Annotated in this window: 16 protein-coding genes and 2 pseudogenes; 13 read left to right on the top strand and 5 right to left on the bottom strand. The window is 63.3% G+C overall.

Annotated features, from left to right (window positions below):
- Positions 1 to 223 precede the first annotated feature (223 nt).
- Positions 224 to 2,230, bottom strand: a complete 2,007-nt coding sequence (locus V8Z78_RS02955; protein ID WP_057092056.1) for a peptidase U32 family protein — start codon at positions 2,228 to 2,230, stop codon at positions 224 to 226.
- 59 nt (positions 2,231 to 2,289) lie between these two features.
- Positions 2,290 to 3,024: an NUDIX hydrolase gene (locus V8Z78_RS02950; RefSeq protein WP_039048458.1), complete on the bottom strand. Its 735-nt coding sequence runs from the start codon at positions 3,022 to 3,024 to the stop codon at positions 2,290 to 2,292.
- A 237-nt stretch (positions 3,025 to 3,261) separates the two neighbouring features.
- On the opposite strand from V8Z78_RS02950, the gene V8Z78_RS02945 reads away from it, so the two are divergent.
- From V8Z78_RS02945 to V8Z78_RS02895, 10 genes and pseudogenes are all read left to right on the top strand, one after another.
- On the top strand, positions 3,262 to 3,813 hold the full coding sequence (locus V8Z78_RS02945; protein WP_003063285.1) for an RNA 2'-phosphotransferase: 552 nt from the start codon (positions 3,262 to 3,264) through the stop codon (positions 3,811 to 3,813).
- A pseudogene (locus tag V8Z78_RS02940) lies at positions 3,810 to 4,434 on the top strand (HAD family hydrolase). Before V8Z78_RS02945 ends, V8Z78_RS02940 begins: the two are co-directional and overlap by 4 nt.
- Complete coding sequence (gene ybiA / locus V8Z78_RS02935) at positions 4,431 to 5,000, top strand: riboflavin biosynthesis intermediates N-glycosidase (protein ID WP_003063282.1); 570 nt, start codon at positions 4,431 to 4,433, stop codon at positions 4,998 to 5,000. The pseudogene V8Z78_RS02940 and the gene ybiA overlap by 4 nt, the downstream one beginning before the upstream one ends.
- Positions 4,997 to 5,908 (top strand): ADP-ribosylglycohydrolase family protein, encoded by a 912-nt coding sequence (locus V8Z78_RS02930; protein WP_349730856.1) that lies wholly within the window; start codon positions 4,997 to 4,999, stop codon positions 5,906 to 5,908. Before ybiA ends, V8Z78_RS02930 begins: the two co-directional genes overlap by 4 nt.
- Positions 5,909 to 6,397: 489 nt before the next feature.
- Positions 6,398 to 7,585 (top strand): branched-chain amino acid ABC transporter substrate-binding protein, encoded by a 1,188-nt coding sequence (locus tag V8Z78_RS02925; RefSeq protein ID WP_179626010.1) that lies wholly within the window; start codon positions 6,398 to 6,400, stop codon positions 7,583 to 7,585.
- Between the two features lie 62 nt (positions 7,586 to 7,647).
- Positions 7,648 to 9,022, top strand: a pseudogene (tadA, locus tag V8Z78_RS27110) (tRNA adenosine(34) deaminase TadA).
- A 290-nt stretch (positions 9,023 to 9,312) separates the two neighbouring features.
- Positions 9,313 to 10,362, top strand: coding sequence for an LD-carboxypeptidase (locus V8Z78_RS02910; RefSeq protein WP_003063276.1), 1,050 nt, complete (start codon positions 9,313 to 9,315; stop codon positions 10,360 to 10,362).
- 151 nt (positions 10,363 to 10,513) lie between these two features.
- The gene (locus tag V8Z78_RS02905) at positions 10,514 to 10,972 is read left to right on the top strand and encodes a hypothetical protein (RefSeq protein WP_202787234.1); all 459 of its coding nucleotides are present in this window, start codon (positions 10,514 to 10,516) and stop codon (positions 10,970 to 10,972) included.
- Positions 10,969 to 12,768, top strand: a complete 1,800-nt coding sequence (locus V8Z78_RS02900; protein WP_349730853.1) for a hypothetical protein — start codon at positions 10,969 to 10,971, stop codon at positions 12,766 to 12,768. Before V8Z78_RS02905 ends, V8Z78_RS02900 begins: the two co-directional genes overlap by 4 nt.
- Before the next feature lie 135 nt (positions 12,769 to 12,903).
- Entirely contained in the window at positions 12,904 to 13,269 is a 366-nt protein-coding gene (locus V8Z78_RS02895; protein WP_003063270.1) for a SpoIIAA family protein, read from the top strand.
- A 64-nt stretch (positions 13,270 to 13,333) separates the two neighbouring features.
- On the opposite strand, the gene fusA is transcribed toward V8Z78_RS02895, so the two are convergent.
- Positions 13,334 to 15,457 carry an elongation factor G gene (gene fusA / locus V8Z78_RS02890; protein WP_046460740.1) on the bottom strand — a complete coding sequence of 708 codons (2,124 nt, stop codon included), beginning with the start codon at positions 15,455 to 15,457 and terminating at the stop codon, positions 13,334 to 13,336.
- Between the two features lie 225 nt (positions 15,458 to 15,682).
- On the opposite strand from fusA, the gene V8Z78_RS02885 reads away from it, so the two are divergent.
- The gene (locus V8Z78_RS02885) at positions 15,683 to 15,928 is read left to right on the top strand and encodes a hypothetical protein (RefSeq protein WP_349730852.1); all 246 of its coding nucleotides are present in this window, start codon (positions 15,683 to 15,685) and stop codon (positions 15,926 to 15,928) included.
- 32 nt (positions 15,929 to 15,960) lie between these two features.
- Here V8Z78_RS02885 and V8Z78_RS02880 read toward each other — a convergent pair whose 3' ends face one another.
- Complete coding sequence (locus V8Z78_RS02880) at positions 15,961 to 16,353, bottom strand: hypothetical protein (RefSeq protein WP_034393061.1); 393 nt, start codon at positions 16,351 to 16,353, stop codon at positions 15,961 to 15,963.
- Positions 16,354 to 16,537: 184 nt separating this feature from the next.
- On the opposite strand from V8Z78_RS02880, the gene V8Z78_RS02875 reads away from it, so the two are divergent.
- Positions 16,538 to 19,111, top strand: coding sequence for a penicillin acylase family protein (locus tag V8Z78_RS02875; RefSeq protein WP_349730851.1), 2,574 nt, complete (start codon positions 16,538 to 16,540; stop codon positions 19,109 to 19,111).
- Between the two features lie 127 nt (positions 19,112 to 19,238).
- On the opposite strand, the gene V8Z78_RS02870 is transcribed toward V8Z78_RS02875, so the two are convergent.
- Entirely contained in the window at positions 19,239 to 20,219 is a 981-nt protein-coding gene (locus V8Z78_RS02870) for an alpha/beta fold hydrolase (protein ID WP_349730850.1), read from the bottom strand.
- A gap of 157 nt (positions 20,220 to 20,376) precedes the next feature.
- Here V8Z78_RS02870 and V8Z78_RS02865 point away from each other — a divergent pair, with 157 nt between their 5' ends.
- On the top strand, positions 20,377 to 21,438 hold the full coding sequence (locus V8Z78_RS02865; RefSeq protein ID WP_280007908.1) for an aldo/keto reductase: 1,062 nt from the start codon (positions 20,377 to 20,379) through the stop codon (positions 21,436 to 21,438).
- Positions 21,439 to 21,448 lie beyond the last annotated feature (10 nt).

Here is a 21,448-nt window from a genome sequence, read left to right as displayed (position 1 = left end):
ATGGATGCCTCAGTTTTATCCCCGCATCATGTGGACGCTCTTGTGGAAAACTATGCTTTCAATCCTTGAAACCCGCGCCAGATGGTGATTTGCACGGATTGCCTAAAAAATAGACGATTTGAGTAAAGGGACTGAATCGAGGGTTTTTACCAGTGGTTCTGAGGTTGTAAAAAAGCCCGCCAACCGTTGCCGGTAGCGGGCTTTTTTGTGGGCTCAAACGTGCTCAGGAAAGTTGCTGAGGCATGGGGCGTGTGCGGTAGAACTGCATGGGAGACTCTTTCATTTCCTTGGCATGCTGGTTGAGCACTGACTTCTTCATCTTGCCCACCACATGCATCTCGCAGGGCTTGCAGTCAAAGCGCAGCGTGAGCTTTTCCTTCCCGTTGATCAGCTGCAGCGGCTCTGCCTTGATGGTGCCCTTGACGCCGATCACGCCCTTGGCCTGCTTGGGACACAGGCTCATCGAGAAGCGCACGCAGTGCTTGGTGATCATCAGCGAGACTTCGCCTTCTTCTTCCTTGCTCTCGTAGGCGGCGTCGATGATCTTCACGCCATGCTTCACATAGAAGTCATGGGCCTTCTGGTTGTAGACATTGGCCAGATAGGTCAGCGTGTCCTCAGGAAAAGGCACGGGCGGCTCCACGGGCTTGGCGCGGGGCAGGCGCACAAAGCCGTCGGCGCGGGCCTGCTCCAATGCGGCAACGGCATCGCGACGCAGCTGGTTGAGCACCGAGGCGGGTACAAACCAGGGCTGGCTCAGGCTCAGTGAAATATCGTTCACCTCGAAAACCGTCGCGCCAAAGCGTCCCAGTTGCTCGCGCAGCGTGGCTTCTGCCTTGGCTGGGTCGGTGGCGCTCTGGTGCTCGTGCGCGATGGCGGCAGCCCCGACAAATCCGTCCTCGTCGGTCAGCGTCAGCGCAAAGCCGGCAGCAGCTTCCTTGAACTCGGCCCATAGACCGATGCGGCGCTCGCTGGATTTTTTCTCCAGCGTGCGCACCCAGTCCATATCGCGGTTGCGGTTGATTTCCAGGCCCTTGCGCAGATCCTTGAATTCGGCAATCTCGTTTTTGGGGAAGACGCGCCAGATGCCTTTTTTGGCGCTCACGCATTCGGCACGGTTGATGTGCACGCCCACCAGTTCCTTTTGCAGATCGTAGTAGCACAGACCGTCGCCGTTGTGCAGCTCGGCGGTCTTGTCGCTGGTTTCGATCTCGAACCATTTGTCGCCGACCTGTGTCACCCAGCCTATGGCACGACCCGGTGTCTTGGGCGTGTCGAAGGCGCCGATGTCATCCTTGCGGCCGTTGACGAAGTAGTCTGTGAACTCGCGGTTGAAATTCTGATCCGGATCGGGTTCGAACGAGAAAGTGGTGCGGCCTGACGACGAGCGCGCCAGCGGCTGATCGGAGAACTCGCGCTCCTCGATGATTTCGTCGAGCAGCTTGCGGTAATGGGCCGTGATGTTCTTCACATAGCCCATGTCCTTGTAGCGGCCCTCGATCTTGAAGCTGCGCACGCCGGCGTCGATCAGCGCGCGCAGGTTATCGCTCTGGTTGTTGTCCTTCATGGACAGCACGTGCTTTTCGTGCGCGATGATGCGGCCGCTGGCGTCTGTCACCTCATAAGGCAGGCGGCAGGCCTGGTTGCAGTCGCCACGGTTGGCGCTGCGTCCGGTATGGGCATGGCTGATGAAGCACTGGCCCGAGTAGGCCACGCACAGTGCGCCATGCACAAAGTATTCGATGGTGGTGCGGCTCGGGTCTGTCGCGGCGCGCACGGCGGCAATCTGTTTCAGATCCAGCTCGCGCGCCAGCACGATCTGCGACAGGCCGGCGTCCTGCAGAAAGCGGGCCTTCTCGGGCGTGCGGATATCGGTCTGGGTGGACGCGTGCAGCTGGATGGGTGGCAGATCGAGTTCCAGCAGACCCATGTCCTGAATGATCAGCGCATCGGCGCCGGCGTTGTAGATCTGCCAGGCCATATCGCGTGCGCCCTGCAGTTCATCGTCGCGCAAGATGGTGTTGAGCGTGATGAAGATGCGGCTGCCAAAGCGGTGGGCATGCTTGATGAGCCGCTCCAGATCGCGGATGTCGTTGCCTGCAGTCGCTCGCGCGCCAAAGGCCGGTCCGCCGATATAGACGGCGTCCGCGCCATGATTGACGGCTTCGATGCCGATATCGGCGTCGCGCGCCGGGGACAGGAGTTCGAGCTGGTGGGGCAGGAGAGACATAGGGGCAGGATTATCTCAGCAAGCCCCGGTTTCGGCACAGCGGCGGGTAATCGCCTGTATCAATGGCCGCGTGGGCTGAATGTGCGCGGAAATACCACGGGCCCGCTGCGGTCCGCCAGCCGGTAGCCCATGGCGGGGCGGTTCGACACGCCTTCCACATGGCCGGCTTCGACCAGAAAGTTCGCTGCCAGCATGCGGGTGCGAAAGCCGCTTTTGTCCACGCTGCGACCCAGCACGGTTTCATAGACTTGCTGCAACTGAGGCAGGGTGAAGGGCTCGTTCAGCAAAAAAGCGGGCAGCGAGGTGTATTCGACCTTGCTGCGCAGTCTCTCCACCGCCGCCTGCAAGATGCTGCCATGGTCAAACGCCAGTGCGGGCCGGCGCAGCAATTCATCCACTTCGAACCAGGCCACATCGGCCGCATTGGCGCCTTTGGTCAGTTGCAGTTCATGGGCGGGAATCAGCGCAAAGTACACATGGGTGGCCGACCAGCCACGCGGATCACGTGCCGCGCCGCCCCAGCTGCCAAGCTGTTCCAGATAAGGGCTGTCCACACCCGTCTTCTCCTTGAGCTTGCGCGCGGCGCAGGCCTGCAGATCGGCATCGAGATCCACATTCACAAACCCTCCGGGCAGAGCCCAGAGGCCGGGAAATGGATCGTCTTCATGGCCTGGGCGTTGCACCAGCAATACATTCAAGCGGGCTTGCGCAATCGTGAAGATCACCACATCCACCGTGGTGTAGGGACGGGGAAAGTCCGGCGCTGGCTTGGAGTGACGCTGTGTAACGGTCATGAATCAGGCTTGACTGGATGAATGTTGGGTTGTATTGTACAACTTGCACAAGTTGTTCAATACAACTTATATCTGTAGCTGGAGCACAGTCCAAGCATGCAGACGAATGCCGACAAAGCCGGGTCCGGGTTTGCAACCAGGCTGTGGCACCGCGGAAAGTACGCCCAGGTCGGGCCTCGGCAGCGCTAGAACCTGTCATGAGCCAGGTCGACAGCTTCAAACATAGAGAACAAGAAAATGAAAAATCAAAACACCACCGCACGCAGCAAGTTCCTCAGCCTGGTGCTGAGACACAGTCCCGAGACCATAGGCCTCAAACTCGACGATGCGGGTTGGGCCCACACCGATGAACTGCTGGCCTGTCTGGCGCGCTCCGGCCGACCCACCAGTCTGGAGGATTTGCAGATCATGGTGGCCAATAACAACAAGCAACGCTATTCCTTCAGCGCAGATGGCAAGCGCATACGCGCCAATCAGGGCCACTCCATCAAGGTCGAACTGGGTCTTGAGGCAAGACGCCCTCCTGCAGTGCTCTACCACGGCACGGCCACGCGTTTTCTGGATGCGATCTTTCATGAGGGCCTGAACCGGCAGTCACGCCATCATGTCCACTTGTCGGAAAGCCAGGCAGTGGCTGCTCAGGTCGGCAGTCGTCACGGCAAGCTGGCCTTGCTGCAGGTGGACGCCGCGCGTATGCAGGGCGAGGGCCATGTGTTCTACCGCTCCGACAACGGCGTGTGGCTGACCGATGTCGTCCCGGCCCGGTATCTGCTGAAGCTACCGTCATGAAAGTTTCAAAAATCATAGCTATCGACGCAGATGGCGTGCTGCTGGACTACAACCTCGCCTATGCCTCAGCCTGGGAGCGGGTGTTTGGCGAGCGTCCGGTGTTGAAGCAGCCTGACGCCTACTGGGCCATGGAGCGATGGGGGGGTCGCCAACTTGCAGGGCGAGGCTCTGAACCGTTTTCGCGCCAGTTTTGATGCGCAGTTCTGGTCCGGTATTCCCGCGATTGCAGGAGCGCTACAGGCTTGCGAGCAGCTGTGCGCCGCCGGTTACGAGCTGGTCTGTGTGTCGGCGATCAAGCCGCAGTTCGCCGAGGCTCGGCAGACCAATCTGCGCAAGCTGGGCTTTCCCATATCGCGTGTGATCGCCATCAGCAGCCGTACTGATCCGGGCCTCAGCCCCAAGGCTCAAGCCCTGGCCCAGTTGCAGCCCTTGGCATTTGTCGATGACTTTCTGCCGTATTTCGAAGGCGTGGGCGAGAGGATTCACAAGGCACTGGTGCTGCGCGAGCAAGGCGGGTCGCCCAATACCGGGCCGGGTCTGCAGGCCATTGACTCCACTCACGCCACGCTGGCGGGCTTCTCCCGTTGGTGGCTGAACCATTATCAAGAAGAACAGACATGAACCGAGATTACGAAATTCGATCCGTACCCGATCTGGTGGCCCAGCTCGACCAAGGCTACCGCCCCAAATACCTTTGCTTCTGGGGCCATCAGCCCGAGAAGAATGGCTCAGCGGGAAAAGGCTGCCTGAGCCAGTGGTTTCCTGCTCCATTCACCGTCGAAGGAGACCGCTTTGCCACGGCAGAGCATTTCATGATGGCAGCCAAGGCGCGGCTGTTCGGGGATGAAGAGGCGCGCGCTCAGGTGCTGGCTGCGCCGTCTCCGGCCAGTGCCAAGCAGATAGGGCGCAGCGTGCGAAATTTTGACGAGGCACGCTGGAAGGCGGAGTGCTTCGATATCGTGGTGCGCGCCAGTGTGGCCAAGTTCTCGCAGAACCCGGCCATGGGGGAGTTTCTGCTGAGAACTGGTGAGCGTGTACTGGTCGAGGCCAGTCCGCGCGACCGCATCTGGGGCATCGGCATGGGCGCGGCCAATCCCGACGCCGAGCAGCCGCGCAAATGGCGCGGACAGAACCTGCTGGGTTTCGCGCTGATGGCCGCGCGTGCGCAGCTGAGGGGCGGACAATGAGCACGCTGGACCGTTTTGAAGGCGCTCTGCTGGGCCTGGCCTGCGGCGATGCCGTGGGCACGACGCTGGAGTTTCGGACGCGCGGCAGCTTTGCGCCGCTGACCGATATGGTGGGGGGCGGGCCGTTTTCACTGAGGGCCGGACAATGGACGGATGACACGTCCATGGCTTTGTGCCTGGCCGAGAGCCTGGTCGTCAAGGAAGGTTGCGACTCCGGGGACCAGATGACGCGCTACGCCAACTGGTATCAGTGGGGTTACTGGAGCTCCACCGGGCACTGCTTTGATATCGGCATGGCAACACGCGAGGCGATACAGCAATACCTACGCACCGGCAATGCGCTGGCGGGAAGCGAAGATGCGCGCAGCGCCGGCAATGGCTCGCTGATGCGGCTGGCCCCGGTGGCCATGGCGTATGCCCATGACGAGCAAGAGGTGCAGGAGCGGGCGGCGCTGAGCTCTCGCACCACGCACGCGGCTGCGGAGTGCCTGGATGCCTGCCGTCTGTTTGCCGTGGCATTAAGCCGTGCCCTGCTGGGCGCCAACAAGGCGCAGGTGCTGGATCTGGCCGCGCTGCCGTTTGGCAGCCCACGCATTGCCGAGATTGCACAAGGCAGCTGGCGCGGCAAAAGCCGCGAGCAGATCCAGAGCTCGGGCTATGTGGTGCACAGTCTGGAAGCAGCTTTGTGGTGTTTTGACAGGCTTGAGAGCTTTGAAGCCGTCGTTCTGGAGGCAGCCAATCTGGGTGACGATGCCGACACCACAGCGGCCATTGCCGGCCAGATCGCGGGGGCGTTCTGGGGGCGCAGAGGCATTCCTGCGCACTGGCTGGAAAGACTGTATCAGCAGGCTGATATTCGCGCGCTGGCGCAATCGATTTATGCGCTGAATCAGGTGCTGGCCCGATAGATTGCGCGTGGCCATGCTCCCACCACGGGACCTGCTCACACCGTGCAGGCAGGTCACAGATCCTTGGTTGTCGTCGCGGAGGTCGGGCTTGCACGGTCTGGGGGTGTCTGTGGCCGTGGTGAACTTGCCGGCCTTCAAAAAAAAGGCTTTCCCTGCAGCCAGGAAAGTCCGGCGCAGCGTGCACCATCCCTGTCAACGCGGCACAATCAAGGCGCTGAGTCGAGTCGGCGATGGTGCAAGAGCATGGTCGGCAGCTTCAGCCGAAATCCGAAATATCCCCAGCAGCCGGAGTCTGTGCTCAACGCAGGAAGAGTCGGGCCTGCTCGGGCTTGCTAGCAATTGCTCCAATGGAGTTCTGGTCCTTAGACTCCAGGGTTTGCCCCTTCGCTTGCACATCGAGCTGGTATCGCAGGCTTTGCCGCTACGCTTGAGGCTTTGGCCTGGCGTAGGCTTGCGTGCCACAGCCTTCCGCTTCATCAAGGAGAAAGCATGTCCATGACTGATCGCTCGGCCCAGCGCCGCTGTGTTCGCACCTCGTCTGCCCTGAGCCTGGCCCTGGTCGCCGCATCCCTGTCGTCCGCTTACGCTGCGGATGCGGAAAAGCCTCTGGTGGTGCGCATTGCCCATGGCGGCCCGGTCTCCGGTCCCATCGCAGCCCTGGGCAAGGATGAGGAGAACGGCGTGCGCATGGCGATTGACGAGCTCAACGCCCGCAAGCTGCAACTGGGCGGCCGTCCCGTGCACTGGAAGCTGGAGGCCGGCGACGATGTGGGCGACCCCGGTCAGGCCACGGCGCTGGCACGTCGCTTCTGCGACAAGAAGGTGGCGGCGGTGGTGGGGCATCTTCAGTCGGGCACAACCTTGCCGGCGGCCAAGATCTACAACGACTGCGGTATTCCCAATATCACGCCCGCAGCCACCAACCCCGCGATTACCGAGGCAGGCTATGACGACACCTTCCGCGTCATCGCCAATGACCGGGCCATGGTCAATGCCCTGCTGGACTATGCCGTCAAGCATCAGGGCGTCAAACGCATCGCGATCGTGGACGATCGCACGGCCTATGGGCAAGGCATCGTCAAGCTGTTTGAAGCCGCAGCGGCCGAGCGCGATGTGCAGATCGTCGACAAGCAGTACACCAGCGACAAGGCCACTCAGTTCTCGTCCATCCTGACCGCCATCAAAGGCCGCAAGCCCGATGCGATCTTCTTCGGCGGGCTCGATGCACAGGCCGGTCTCATGCTGCGCCAGATGTCGCAGCTGGCCATGAATCAGGTGAAGTTCCTGGGCGGCGATGCGCAATGTTCGGAGCGCCTGCCTGCCATGGCCGACAAGGTGCCGGCGCTCAAGAACGTGGTTTGCGTGATGAGCGGCAGCTCCCTGGGCAATATGCCCGGCGGTCTGCTCTGGAAGCAGAAGTACGATCAGCATTTTCCCGGCCAGTATCAGGTCTACAGCCCTTACGCGTATGACGCGACCATGGTGCTGGCCAAGGCCATGCTGAGTGCCGATTCAGCCCAGGCCGAGGCTTATCTGCCCCGCTTGCGCCAGATGCGCTACGAGGGGGTGACGGGCACGATTGCCTTTGATTCGCAGGGCGAGTTGCAAAGCCCGCGGGTCACGCTCTACGGCTATGACTCCGGCGAGCGCAAGGAACTGGTGATCAGCGGTCATTGAGCGGTATCGGTGTTTCTTGAAGGAATATCCGTCAAGCCTTTGTCTGTCAGGTGCATATAGCTATGGATTTTGATGCTTCCGTGCACGAGCACTTCATGCACCAGGCGCTGGAGCAGGCGCGCCGCGCCGCCGCCTGTGGCGAGGTGCCGGTGGGGGCTGTGGTCGTCAAGGACGGGCAGGTCATAGGCCGCGGTCATAACAGCCCGCTCTCTGCCCAGGACCCAACGGCCCATGCCGAGGTGCTGGCCCTGCGCGAAGCGGCTCGGACTCTGGGCAATTACCGGCTTGAGGGCTGCACGCTGTATGTGACGCTGGAGCCCTGCACCATGTGCAGCGGTGCCATGCTGCATGCGCGTGTGGATGCCGTGGTCTATGGTGCGGCCGAACCCAGGACCGGTGCGGCAGGTTCGGTGCTCGATGTCTTCGACTACCCCGCCATCAATCACCAGACGCGGGTGCTGCGTGGCGTGCTGGCCGCGCAATGCTCGGCGCTGATGGCCGAGTTCTTCCAGCAGCGACGCCAGGAAAAAAAAAGCGCAGCAGCCGCACCCGCTCAGGGACTGGGCGCTGCGCAATGCCGATGAGGCGTTTGCCGACCTGCCCGCCTGGCCCTGGCGGCCGCAGTGGCGCAGCGACCTGCCGGCGCTGCAGGGCCTGCGTCTGGCGGTGGTCGATGAAGGGCCTGAGGATGCAGCACTGACCTGGCTGTGCCTGCATGGCAGCCCGGGCTGGGGCTATGGCTTTCGGCATCTGCTACCCGATTTGCTGGCCGCCGGTTATCGTGTGGTGGTGCCCGATCTGCCAGGGTTCGGGCGCAGCGACCAGCCCAAGAAAGACAAACGACACAGCGCGCAGTGGCATTTGCAGGTCATCACCGAGCTGATCGAAGCGCTCAACCTGCGGCGGCTGGTCCTGGTCGGGCAGGGCGATGGCGGCCGCCTGGGTCTGGCTGCAGCGCAAGCCCTGCCAGAGCGCTTTGCCGGCGCGTGGCTGATCGATACCTGGCCGCTGAATGCGCAGCCAGAGCCGCGTCGGCAATGGTTTGAGCAGGCAGCGCGCAAGCCCGGCTGGGATGTGGCCAGGGCCATGGCCGAATTGGAAGGGTGCAGCAATGCCGAAGAGGACCGCGCCTGGAATGCACCGTTTGCGCAGCCCGGCCATCGGGCCGCGCTCAAGGCCTGGCCGCGTCTGCAGACCGAGCTGGCTGCGCCGCCCGCCGATCTGCTGCAGCAATGGGCGCAGGCCGGCAGGCTGTGGCTGCAGCCCGCAGCCACGCAGCAGCCCGTGTCTGCTGCGCAATGGCAGGCAGCCTGGCTGCAGGCCGTTCCGCAACTGGCGGTGCAGGCCGGGGTCTGGCGGCAAACCCGGCCTGGCGCTCCGGTTCCTGCAGCACAGCAGGGCGGTGGTGCAGCGGCTGTGGAATACTTTGCGCCGTAGCCCGATCGGTCAGACCGGCGGAGCAAGAATCTGAACTAGGACTTACGCAAACAAGAATGCAACAAGGGCTCGCCTTCTGAGGCAGTCGCCCGGCCTGAACCTGTTTTGCGGAAGTCGTATGAACTTCTGAATCTGCGGATTCACCCACTTTTCACGGAGCATGCGGCCGACGGTCGCATGAAAAGGCTTTGGCAACCTCGCGCAAATCCCCTGGATCCACTACAGCGCCCCAGCAGCAAGATCCCCACCACGCCCACTCGCACGGGCAGGAGTTGGTCCACCAGGCTCATGTGCATGACGAGCACTGCAGCCATGAGCACGGTCACCACGATCATCACGACCATGTGCATAGCGCCGATGGCAGCTGCTGCGGCCATGATCACAGCCATGGCGGCAAGCATGTCTATATCTATTCGCCCTCGGGGGCGGTGCGCGACAAGGCAGCCTTCAAACGCGGCATCAAGCAGCTGGAGGCCCTGGGCCACGAGGTGGAGGTCGATGCCGATGCGCTGGCCAGCAGCCAGCGCTTTGCGGGTGACGACGCTACCCGTCTGGCTGCTATCCACCGTGCAGCGGCCAGCGGAGCCGATGTGGCGCTGATTTCGCGCGGCGGCTACGGTCTCACGCGCATCCTGCCGGGCATCAAGTACAAGACCGTGGCGAAGGCGATTGCGGGCGGTACCAAGTTTGTCGGCCTCAGCGACTTCACGGCTTTTCAGCTGGCCATGCTGGCACAGACCGGTTCGGTCACCTGGGCGGGTCCCGCGCTTAACGCCGACTTCGGTGTGGACAGCAAAAAGACCGGCGAGCCCGTGGACGACATCATGCTGGACTGCTTCGAGGACCTGCTCAGCGGCCAGGGCGAGGGCGCGGGCTGGCAGATGCCCAGGATTGGCGAGCTGCCCAATGGCAAGCCGCAACTCAAGGACTTCTATGTTCCTGGCGGGGCCACCTTGTGGGGCGGCAACCTGGCGGTGCTGGTGTCCTTGCTGGGCACGCCTTACTTCCCGCAGGTCGACGGCGGCATTCTGTTCATCGAAGACGTGGGCGAGCACCCCTACAAGATCGAGCGCATGCTGACGCAGCTGCTGCTGGCGGGCGTGCTGCAAAAGCAAAAAGCCATCATCTTTGGCCAGTTCACCGATTTCAAGCTCACCACCCACGACAAGGGCTTCAAGCTGCAGACCGTTGTCGACTGGCTGCGCATGCAGCTCAAGCGTCCCGTGCTGCAAGGCCTGCCCTTCGGCCATGTGCCCACCAAGGTGCTGCTGCCCGTGGGCGCACAGGTATCGCTGTCTGTGGAAGGCCGGGATGCGCTGATCTACTGGGGACATGTCTGACGACAGACTGCCGCTGAGGTTGAGCCGCCAGCATGGCCTGCGCCTCGTGTATGTGCCTAAGAAGATTCAGTTTTAATAGCTGTTAACGTAGGCTGCATATGGGCTGAATGCCAATCTGGCTTGTATTTTTGAGATCTGGAAGGACGCACGCATGGGCAAGGCTGCACTGCCGTGGACCGAGGAAATGCTGGCCCTGCTGGGCCAGGAAAAAGACGCCGTGCTGGCCCAGCGCTGGGGCACATCGGCCAAGACGGTCAACCTCAAGCGCAATGCGCTGGGCATTCCCGCCTTCGGGCATTTCCAGTGGACACAGCCAGCGCTGGCTCTGCTGGGCCGGGAAGCGGACGCCGAGGTGGCGAAGCAGCTGGGCATCAGCAAGGCCAGCGTGGTGGCCAAGCGCACCGAGCTCGGTATTGACTCGGTGACAGGAGCTGCTGCCAGCAGCGCTTTCGACTGGAGCAACGAGGCTGTGGCTTTGCTCGGCACCGCATCCGACGCCAAGATTGCCGGGCAACTGGGCCTGAGCCGCCTCACGGTCTACAACGCGCGCATCGCCAGGGGGATTGCTGCTGCAGGCCGTGGGGCAGCGGGCAAGAGCCGCGAACCATGAACCGTGCTGGCGCGCCAGCGACCAAGCTTGGGCCGACCCGGCCGCGGACTCTGCTGCGTGCGGTACTGCTGGGCTGGCTGTGGCTGGCGGCCCTGGCCGGCTTTTCCCATCTGCTGACGCGCTTGCCGCCCTGGGGCTGGCTGTTCGCAGTCCTGTTGCTGGTGCTGTTGCCAGCCTGGGGGCATTGGCTGCTCCTGATGCTGCGCAAAAAGCTGCTGCGCTTGCAGTTCGCGCCGCAGGGGCATATCGGCCGCTGGCTTGGCGGCGGTTGGTGGCCGGCCTGCAAGGCATTGGCACTGGCCTTGCTGCTGTGCACCAGCTCACTCTGGCAGGCCTGGTTTCTGGCGCCCTGGGAATGGGCGCTGCTGGCGCTGGCACCCTTGCTTTATGTCTTGCTGGCCTGTGGCATGCAGGCGGGCCTGAAGCGAGAGTTTTCATCGCCGGCCTTTGCCTGGGCCTGGGCTCAGCGCGCTGCCACCTGGCTGCTGTTGGTGCTTTGGGGCGGCAGCTGGCTCTGTGCCATGGCCAGCCAGCAGGATCTGGGGCGGGGGCTGGCCCCAGGCATGGAGCCCGAGGCATTGAATCATGCGCTGGCCCAGATTCACGCAGCGCCCTCGGGGCTGGTGCGCTGGGGGCTGGATGCCCTGCTGGCCGTGCAACTGGCGAGTGGCGCCATGGCCGACCTGCCTCAGTTGCCCGTGCTGCGCCTGTTGCTGCTGGCGCTGTTCGGCCCGGTAGGCGTGTTGCTGTGCCTGGGGCGCGCCATGCAGGGGGCATCGGCTTCCTCGGCGCTGCTGCTGCAGGCCAGGCCTTCGGGGGCAGTGCGCAATGCCGCGCCTTCGCCGGCCGCTCCTTTGCTGGCCCTGGTTGCCGTGCTGGTGCTGGGCATTCTGGTGCAGACCACGGCCGCCCTTGACGGTCTGGCGCGTGCGCAGGAGAGCCCGCTGGCGCTCAAGCGTCTGCCCGAGTGCGAGCGCATCGGGCAGCAACTCTATCGCCTCGGCACGCTGAACGCCACACGTCAGCAGGTCCTGCAACTGCTGGGGCGGGCCCAGGCCGGGCAGGCCCTGTGCCAGAGCATCCCGCAGATGAACCGGCAGCTGGATGCCGCCGTCGAGCGCTATCTGGACTGGTATTTCAGTCTGGGGGCGGAGTGGGGCCGCATCCTCAGTCTGCTCACGGGCGATGTGAGCCAGTTTCTGCAGAACAAGCTGAGCGAAACCCTGGGAGCCACGCCAGGGCTGGAGGGCTGGGTGCAGACTCTGCAGAAGCAGGCACTGACCAGCGGCGCTGCTCTGGCCGAGGGCCAGCAGCGCATCGAGGAAACCCTGACGCGTCATCATCTGGCCCTGAGTCCCGAGCAATGTCTGGTGCGTGCCGAGGTTGCCAGTCTGCCTGCGTTGGAGCTGCTGGGCGATGCACGCCAGCGGCTGACGGCCAGTGCCCTGGTGGGCACGGGGGGCGGTGCTTTTGCCGCAGCCGTCGCGGGCAAAGCCATGGCCAAGGCCTCGATGAAGGCCGCCAGCAAGGTGCTGGCCAAGGCCGCTGCCAAGCAGGGTCTGGGCAAGGCCGGGGCAGCGGTAGCCGGTGCGGTCGTGGGCTCTGTCGTTCCTGGTGTCGGCACGGCCGCGGGGGCGGTGGCGGGAGCGGTCGCTGGTGTGGTGCTGGGCGTGGGGATTGACTGGGCGGCACTTTATGCCGAAGAACTGCTGACACGCGATGCCATGCGCGCCGATCTGCGTGCCGCGCTGGGCGAGCAGATGCAGAGCCTGAGCCGGGCCATGGGCTGCCAGTAGGCGAATCAGTCGCGTTTCAGCAAGTCCGTACAGAGCGGCGGCAAGAGCCGAGGAAAACCTGTGCTGCGGGTGCTGTCTAGGGCTGCATTCCCGCGAGCGCAGGCGTACAGTGAAGTTTCGCTGCAGGAGTTGCATATGCTCAATTACTCCCTCATGAAACCCGAAGGCATCTTGCTGCTGGAGCCCCATGGGCCCCTGACCGAGCAGGATTTCGACGGCGTCAGCCAGGATGTGGACGAATTCCTGGCCGAGCATCCCAAACTGCATGGGGTGATGATTCAGTCCAAGGACTTTCCCGGCTGGGAAAACTGGGCCGGCTTCAGCGCCCATATGGGCTTTGTCAGAGATCATCGCCATCAGGTGGAGCAGATCGCTCTGGTGACCGACAGTCATCTGGCGGGCATGGCCGAGTTTGTCGGCAGGCATATCACGCATGCCGAGGTCAGGCATTTCCCCTTTACCGAAGATGCCATGGCCATGCAGTGGCTGCATGCGGCCTGAGTCGTCTGTCTGAACCCGCCCGGCAACTCTGCCGCCGAGCCGCGGCAAAGTTGCCTGGATCCGCCTAGCCCTGTTTTCGGTGACCGGTCGTCGCGGTCGCTGCGGCTACTGCCTGCTGGGGGGCCTGTGCGTAGCGCTTGAACTCCATGGTGTAGGTGGCGCGGCCCTGAGTCATGGAGCGCAGATGCGTGGCATAGCCGAACATTTCCGATAGCGGTACCTCGGCCCTGATGGTCTTGCCGTCGCCTGCGATATCGTCCATGCCCTGCACGGCGCCGCGGCGCGAGGACAGATTGCCCATCACGGCGCCTGCGTATTCCTCGGGCGTCTCCACCTCGACGGCCATGATGGGCTCCAGAATCACAGGGTCGGCTTTCTTGCAGGCTTCCTTGAAGCCCAGGATGGCGGCCATGCGGAAGGCCTGCTCCGAGGAGTCCACATCGTGGTAGGAGCCGAAGGTCAGCCGCACCCGCACATCGACCACGGGGTAGCCGGCCAGAACGCCCGAGTTCATGGCTTCACGCAGGCCTTTTTCCACGGCAGGAATGAACTCGCGCGGAATCACGCCGCCCTTGATTTCATCGACAAATTCAAAGCCCTTGCCCGATTCCAGCGGCTCCACGCTCAGCACCACATGGCCGTACTGGCCTTTGCCACCGGACTGGCGCACGAACTTGCCGTCCACATCGTTGACTGTTTTGCGAATGGTTTCGCGGTAGGCCACCTGGGGCTTGCCCACATTGGCGGCCACATTGAATTCCCGTTTCATGCGGTCAACGATGATTTCCAGGTGCAACTCGCCCATGCCGGCAATGATGGTCTGGCCCGATTCCTCGTCGGTGCTGACTCTGAAGGACGGGTCTTCGGCCGCGAGGCGCGCCAGTGCCAGGCCCATTTTTTCCTGGTCGGCCTTGCTCCTAGGTTCCACGGCCTGGGCGATCACGGGTTCGGGGAAGGAGATTTTTTCGAGCACGATGGGCGCTTGCGGATCGCACAGCGTCTCGCCCGTGCTCACGTCCTTGAGGCCCACGCAGGCCGCAATGTCGCCGGCGCGGATTTCGTCGATCTCCTGGCGTGCATTGGCATGCATCTGCACGATACGGCCTATGCGCTCCTTTTTACCCCGGGTCGGGTTGTAGACCAGATCGCCCTTGGTCAATACGCCCGAGTAAACGCGTACAAAGGTCAACTGGCCCACGAAGGGGTCGGTCATGAGCTTGAAGGCCAGGGCGGCGAATCTCTCATCATCGCTGGCATGGCGTATCAGCGTGGTGCTGGCGCTGTCGTCCTCGCTATGCCCTTCGATGGCAGGAACATCGAGCGGCGAGGGCATGAGCTCGACAATCGCATCGAGCAGGCGCTGCACGCCCCGGTTCTTGAAGGCCGAGCCGCAGAGCATGGGCTGAATTTCGGTGGCGATGGTGCGCAGGCGCAGGCCGGTGATGATGTCCTCGGCATCGAGGTCGCCGCTGTCCAGGTATTTCTCGGTCAGGACTTCATTGGCCTCGGCAGCGGCCTCCACCATTTTCTGGCGCCATTCCTGTGCGCTGGCCAGAAGCGCAGCGGGGATCTCCTGGTACTCGAACTTCACCCCCTGCGACTCGTCGTCCCAGAAGATGGCTTTCATCTTGATGAGGTCGACCAGACCATGAAAATCGGCTTCGGCTCCGATGGGGATGACGATGGGAACCGGATGGGCCTTGAGGCGGTCCACCATCATCTGGCGCACACGAAAGAAATCGGCGCCCACGCGGTCCATCTTGTTGACGAAGGCCAGGCGCGGCACCTTGTACTTGTTGGCCTGGCGCCAGACGGTCTCCGACTGTGGTTGCACGCCGCCCACGGAGTCGTAGACCATGACTGCGCCGTCGAGAACGCGCATGGAACGCTCGACCTCGATGGTGAAGTCCACGTGGCCAGGGGTGTCGATGATGTTGATGCGATGGGCCGGGAAATTGTGTTCCATGCCCGACCAGAAGGCCGTGGTGGCTGCCGATGTGATGGTGATACCGCGTTCCTGCTCCTGCTCCATCCAGTCCATGGTGGCAGCGCCGTCATGGACTTCGCCCAGCTTGTGGTTGACCCCGGTATAGAACAGTATGCGCTCGGTGGTGGTGGTCTTGCCGGCATCGATATGCGCGGAGATGCCGATATTGCGATAGCGTTCTATGGGCGTGTGGCGAGCCATGATGACCTCCCTGAAACACAGTTCTGAAACTGAAGTGCCGGCGCCATGGTTGCGGAGCCGGCAAGCAGAGGAAACGCATCGGAAATACTAGAGAGATGGCTACAAACTCACTGCCAGAGTGGGTATGGCCCGCGGCATAAAACACAAGCCGCAGGCCAGGGCGCAAGGCCTGGAGCCTGGCGGGCATCCGGCTTTCCCTTCATTCAAGAACAAGGACTTGTGAACATGACAGAGCAGAGCATTCAGATCGCAGCCTACAAGATGGTCTACATCCTGGTGGTGGAGCAAAGCTTGCGTGCCGGTGAAGGAATGAGCGAGAAAGCGCTTGCTGCCGACCTGCAAAAGCATGGCATCTTCGACGGCGAGCGTCAGTCTGCGCTGGACTGGGCCGTCGCGAGGGGCTGGCTGCAAAAAGCAGGCGGCGAGGTGCGCTTGACCGAAGCCGGCTTTGACATGAACTTCACTCAGTAGCGGCAGGCGTCGGGCAGCCGCCGCCCCGGCGCCTATTCCAGATAAACGCCTTTTTCCTTTTTGCGCGCCCGCATGCCGGTGCGTAGGAACAGCTCGCTGCCGCCCTGCACGGCCAGGGGCTGGCCGGGCTTGCCGCCGTCCTGGGCCAGGTGGGCATCGGCGCGCGTATTCCAGTGCTCCAGCAGATCCTGCAGGGCAAGGCGCTCTGCTTCGGTCAACTGCGGATGCTGCTCCAGGAACTCCTGCAGATACTGGCGCGCATCCAGCTCAAGCTGCTCGCGCGTGGTGGCCAGCGAGATATAGCTGATGTCATCGTCGCGCCCGCTGGTATGCGTGCCCAGCAGATAGCAGCCGATATAGTCGCCCCGGGGCTGACCCACGGCCGGGTCCTGGCTGAGTTTCTTGAACAGACTGAAGGGCCACATGCATTGAATTCCTTGGGACTGACGCAAACAGGAAAGCACGACAGGCATGGAGCGCCATGCCTGATCCGAATCTGCGTAAGTCGTTTTCCTAACACCGGGCCGGGGCCCAAACAGGTATTGTCGCCCATGGCTGGACGCGATCAGCATGTGGATGTTGCGCACCGGACGCATGACAAGAGGCGATATGGGAGACATCACTTTGGCGGCAGAGTCCTCTGCCCGTCTCTGGCTCAGGCGCACATTGCATCTGGCGGTTGCGGCCACCGGGCTGGTTTTGCTGGCAGGGGCCGCGTTGGCGGTCTATGGCGTGCGGGCCCAGCCGCGCATGGACGGCAAGCTGGTCCTCGCCGGGCTTGAGCGCAGCGTGTGGGTCAGGCGCGACGAGTCCGATGTCACGCATATCAGCGCCCAGTCGCCGCAGGATGTCTGGCGGGCCCTGGGCTTTGTCCATGCGCAGGAGCGCGGCTGGCAGCTCGAGTTCAACCGCCGTCTCATGCAGGGACGGCTGTCGGAGATTCTGGGCCCGGCCACGCTGGAGCTGGACAAGCTGATGCGTGCTCTCGATATCCATGGTGCGGCGCGTCGCCAGTACGCGGCGCTGCCGCCCTCGGTGCAGGAGGCCTTGCAGGCCTATAGCCAGGGTATCGCCGCCTTTTACGCCAGGCCTTCGCAGGCTGCAGCGCCGGAGTTCCTGCTGTTGGGCACCAGGGCCGGAGCAGGAGGGCCATCGACCTGGGAGCCTGAAGACACCGTGGGCTGGGCGCTGATGATGGCGCTGGATCTGGGCGGCAACTGGGGCAACGAGTTCGCACGGCTGAATCTGCTGCAGGTCCTGAGCACCGAGCAGCTGTGGCAGCTGATGCCGGCCTATCCGGGCGAGCAGCCCGCGACGGCGGTGGATCTCGCCAGCCTGTACCGCCAGCTCGGTGTTTACCGGGAGACGAATGCCCAGCCCAAGGCTTCGGCGCCGGCCGGGCAGATTCAATCAGTCTTACAGCAATGGGCGGCCTCCATGGCGAAGGATATGGGCACGAATGACGGACTGGGCAGCAATAACTGGGTGGTGGCCGGCAGCAAGACCCGAAGCGGCAAGCCCTTGCTGGCCAACGATCCGCATCTGGGGCTGAGCGCTCCGGCCATCTGGTACTTCGCGCGTCTTCAGTCGCCAGAGGGCCGGGCCGGTGACGGCAGTGCCCTGAGCGAGCTGGATGTGACAGGGGCCACCTTGCCCGGCATGCCCTTTGTGGTGCTGGGCCGCACGGCGCAGGTGGCCTGGGGCTTTACCAACACCAACCCCGATGTGCAGGATCTGTATCTGGAGCAGATCAACCCGGCCGATGCCAGCCAATACCGCACGCCGACGGGCTGGGAAAAGTTTGTCGTGCGCGAGGAAATCTTCAAGGTCAAGGGCCAGAGCGATGTCAGGGTGACGCTGCGCAGCACGCGCCACGGCCCGGTGATCAGCGACGCGCAGCAGCAATATGGCAAGGTCATCAACACCGATCGCTATGCGCTGGCCCTGCGCTGGGCGGCGCTGGATACGGACAACCGCACGGTGGAGGCCGGCCTCAGGGCCAACGGGGCGCAGACTGTGTCCGAATTGTTCGAGGCATTCTCCATCTACCACTCGCCCATGCAAAGCATTGTGGCGGCCGATGTGCAGGGACATATCGGCTTCAAGGCCGCAGGCAGGGTGCCTGTGCGTGCGCCCGGCAATGACTTGCGCGGCGTGGCGCCGGCGCCCGGCTGGGATGCGCGCTATGACTGGCAGGGCTGGCTGGGGTACGACCAGACGCCGCAGGACGATGGCGGCACGCGAGGCTTTGTGGCCACGGCCAACCAGCGCGTGACGGAAGCCGGCTATGCGCATTTTCTGACCCAGGACTGGAGCCTGCCCTACCGCCACCAGCGCATAGAGCAGTTGCTGGCGGCAGGCAGCGAGCATGACGTGGCCAGCATGGCGGCGATTCAGAACGATGTGCAGTCCCTGGCCACCCGGGCCTTGCTGCCCGTGCTGCGCAAGGCTCAATCGAGCCACGCCCTGGCAGCGCAGGCACAGCAACTGCTGGCGGGCTTTGATGGGCTGATGGAGCGGGACAGGCCCGAGCCGCTGATCTTCTCGGTCTGGGTCGACGAGCTGACGCGCGGCCTGGTGATTCCGCGTATTGGCGAGCAGCGCTTTGTCATGAGCTACGGCAAGCGGGACTTCCGTGCCGGGCTGGAGGGAATGCTGGCGCGCAATGACGCCTGGTGGTGCGCGCCGCTGAGCTGCGAGCAACAGGCCGGACAGGCGCTGACCCGCACGCTGGACAAGCTGCAGTCGGCCTACGGCAATGATCCGCGCCAATGGCGCTGGGGCGCTGCGCACCCGGCGCTCAGCGCGCACAAGCCTCTGGGCTCGGTGGCGGCACTGGCGGGGGTCTTCAATGTGAGCGTGGCCTCGGGCGGCGACACCTATAGCATCAATGTCGGGCAGTACAACGCCAACCCGCCGCCCTCCGATGCCAAGGGACCGCTGGCCGGACGTTTTGTCAGCCGCCACGCGCCCTCGCTGCGCGCCATCTACGACCTCGGCGATCCGGAGTCCTCGCAGTTCATCTACCAGACCGGGCAGAGCGGACTGGCGCTGTCGGCCCGTTATGCGGACATGAGTGCGGAGTGGGTCGATGGCCGCTACCGAAAGCTGCAAATGCAGCCGAGGCGCTGGCGCCATGTGCTGGAGCTGCAGACCGGACAGGGCGTGGGCGGCTATAAATAAGTGAGCTTATAGCGCATGTTGTAAATTGATTTCAGATATAGATAATGCTGAAAATCAATGATTACATGCGCTACAAGCTCCTGTAGAGATAGCAAGCAGCAGTCGCAGTCTCAGCAGTAGCAGTCTTTCAGCGCAGAAAGTCCTCGATCAGCCTGGCCACGGCCTCGGGCTGGTCGTGGTGCAGCATATGGCCTGCGTCCTGCACGCGGGCGATCTCGCATTGTGGGATGTGGCGAATGCGTTCGTGGTATTGCTCCAGCGTGTAACGGCCCTGGTGCCAATGGCCCAGGCTGTCGTCCGAGGCTTCGACCGACAAGGTAGGTGCGCTGATGGCGGCCAGGCAGGCAAGTGCTTCGTCCACGCGATACAGATAGGGGTTGGAGAGCTTGTGTGCGGCGTCGCCCAGAATATGCCAGCGACCCTGGGCATCGGGGGCCGACCAGTGATGAGCCAGCCATAGGGCTTTGTCGCGGGGCAGGCGGCGATTGGTTTTCTGCAGGCGATTGGCCACGGCCTCCACGCTGTCGTAGGGGGCGAGACCCATGGCGCCCGCCCGCTGCTCGCGCAGCTGATCCATCCATTGGGCCAGACGCCCGGGGGCCTGGTCGGGCCTTGTGGGCGCCATGCCGAAGCCCTCGAGATTGACAAAGCGGCGTATACGCTCGGGCCGCGCGCCCGCATACATGCAGGAGATATTGCCGCCCATGCTGTGGCCGACCAGGTCGATGGGCCGATCGGGCGAAATCTGCTCCAGCAGCATGTCCAGGTCGGCCAGGTAGTCGGTGAAGTAGTAGCTGTCGCAGGGCTTGGCGCTGCGGCTCAGGCCGAAGCCGCGCCAGTCGTGAGCAAGGATACGGCGGCCCTGCACAAAGGCGTCGCTGAAGGCGTCGACCACAAACTGGTAGGAGGCGGCCACATCCATCCAGCCATGGGCCAGCACCAGCACGGGCAACTCGGGATCGATTCCCGAAACTGGCTCGGGCTCCCAACTGCGCTGGTAGTAGTGCATATTGCGCACGGGCAGCATCTGCGAGCGCCACTGGCGGCGCGGCTGATAGGGCGGGATATCGGTGAGCTGGCCGGTCAGCGTGGGGTTGTGCGTTGTCATATTGTCTCCGTTGTTTTGATTATTGCTGCGCTTGCAGCATGGCCCGTCGTGCACGGGACAGCTGTGTCAGCAAAAACAAGGAGTCTGCCCTGATCTTGTACTGTCAGGCTCTAAACTTGGAAGCATGACTTCTGCTGCATCCACTTCCCGTCTTTCCATGAATCCCGTCGCTCTGGGGCAGAGCGATCTGCGCGTCAGCCCCATCTGTCTGGGCACCATGACATTCGGCGAGCAGGTCGATGAGGCTCAAGCCTGGCGCATCATGGACCGAGCCGTGGAGCGCGGCGTGGATTTCTTCGACACGGCCGAGATGTATGCCGTGCCCGCCCGTGAGGCCACCTTTGGCGCGACGGAATCCATCATCGGCCGCTGGCTCAAGGCCCGCCCCGGCATGCGCGAGCAGATCACGCTGGCCAGCAAGGTGGCCGGCCCCTCGCGCGGCATGCCCTGGATCCGCGAAGGCTCGGGCATGTCGGCGCAGGACATCGTGCGTTCCTGCGACGCCAGCCTTGAGCGCCTGCAGACCGAGGTGATCGACCTCTACCAGATCCACTGGCCCGAGCGCCATGTGCCGGCCTTCGGCGGCATGTATTACGACCCGAAAAAGGAAAGCTCGCTCACGCCCATCCACGAACAGCTGCAGGCGCTGGCCGGTCTGGTCAGGCAGGGCAAGATCCGCCACATCGGCCTGTCCAACGAGACGCCTTATGGCGTGCACGAGTTCGTGCGCCTGGCAGAGCAGCATGGACTGCCGCGTGTGGCTGCGATCCAGAACCCTTACTGCCTGATCAACCGCAGCTATGAGAACGGGCTGGACGAAAGCTGTCACCGCCTCGAGGTGTCGCTGCTGGCCTATTCGCCGCTGGCTTTCGGCCTGCTGACGGGCAAGTTCGATCAGTTTGCACCGACCGAGGCCGGTGCGCCCAAGGAGGCACGCATTGCCAGGTATGAATCCGTGCAGAAACAGCGCTGGGGTCGCCCCGATGCGCTGGCCGCAGCGCGCCGCTACAACGCGCTGGCGCGCGAGCACGGCCTCACTCCCACGCAGCTGGCATTGGCCTTCTGCTACACCAAGTGGCAGGTGGCCAGCACCATCATCGGTGTGACTTCGGTAGCCCAGCTCGACGAGGATCTCGATGCCTGGGGAACTAAGCTGTCTGCCGAGCTGCTGGCCGAGATCGACCGCATCCGCTGGGAGATGCGCGATCCCGCTGTCTGATCGCTTTATT

Source organism: Comamonas sp. wu1-DMT, assembly GCF_040187805.1.
GTDB lineage: Bacteria > Pseudomonadota > Gammaproteobacteria > Burkholderiales > Burkholderiaceae_C > Comamonas > Comamonas thiooxydans.
Note: the sequence above shows the minus strand (reverse complement) of the source record. Positions and strands in the feature narration are given on the sequence as shown.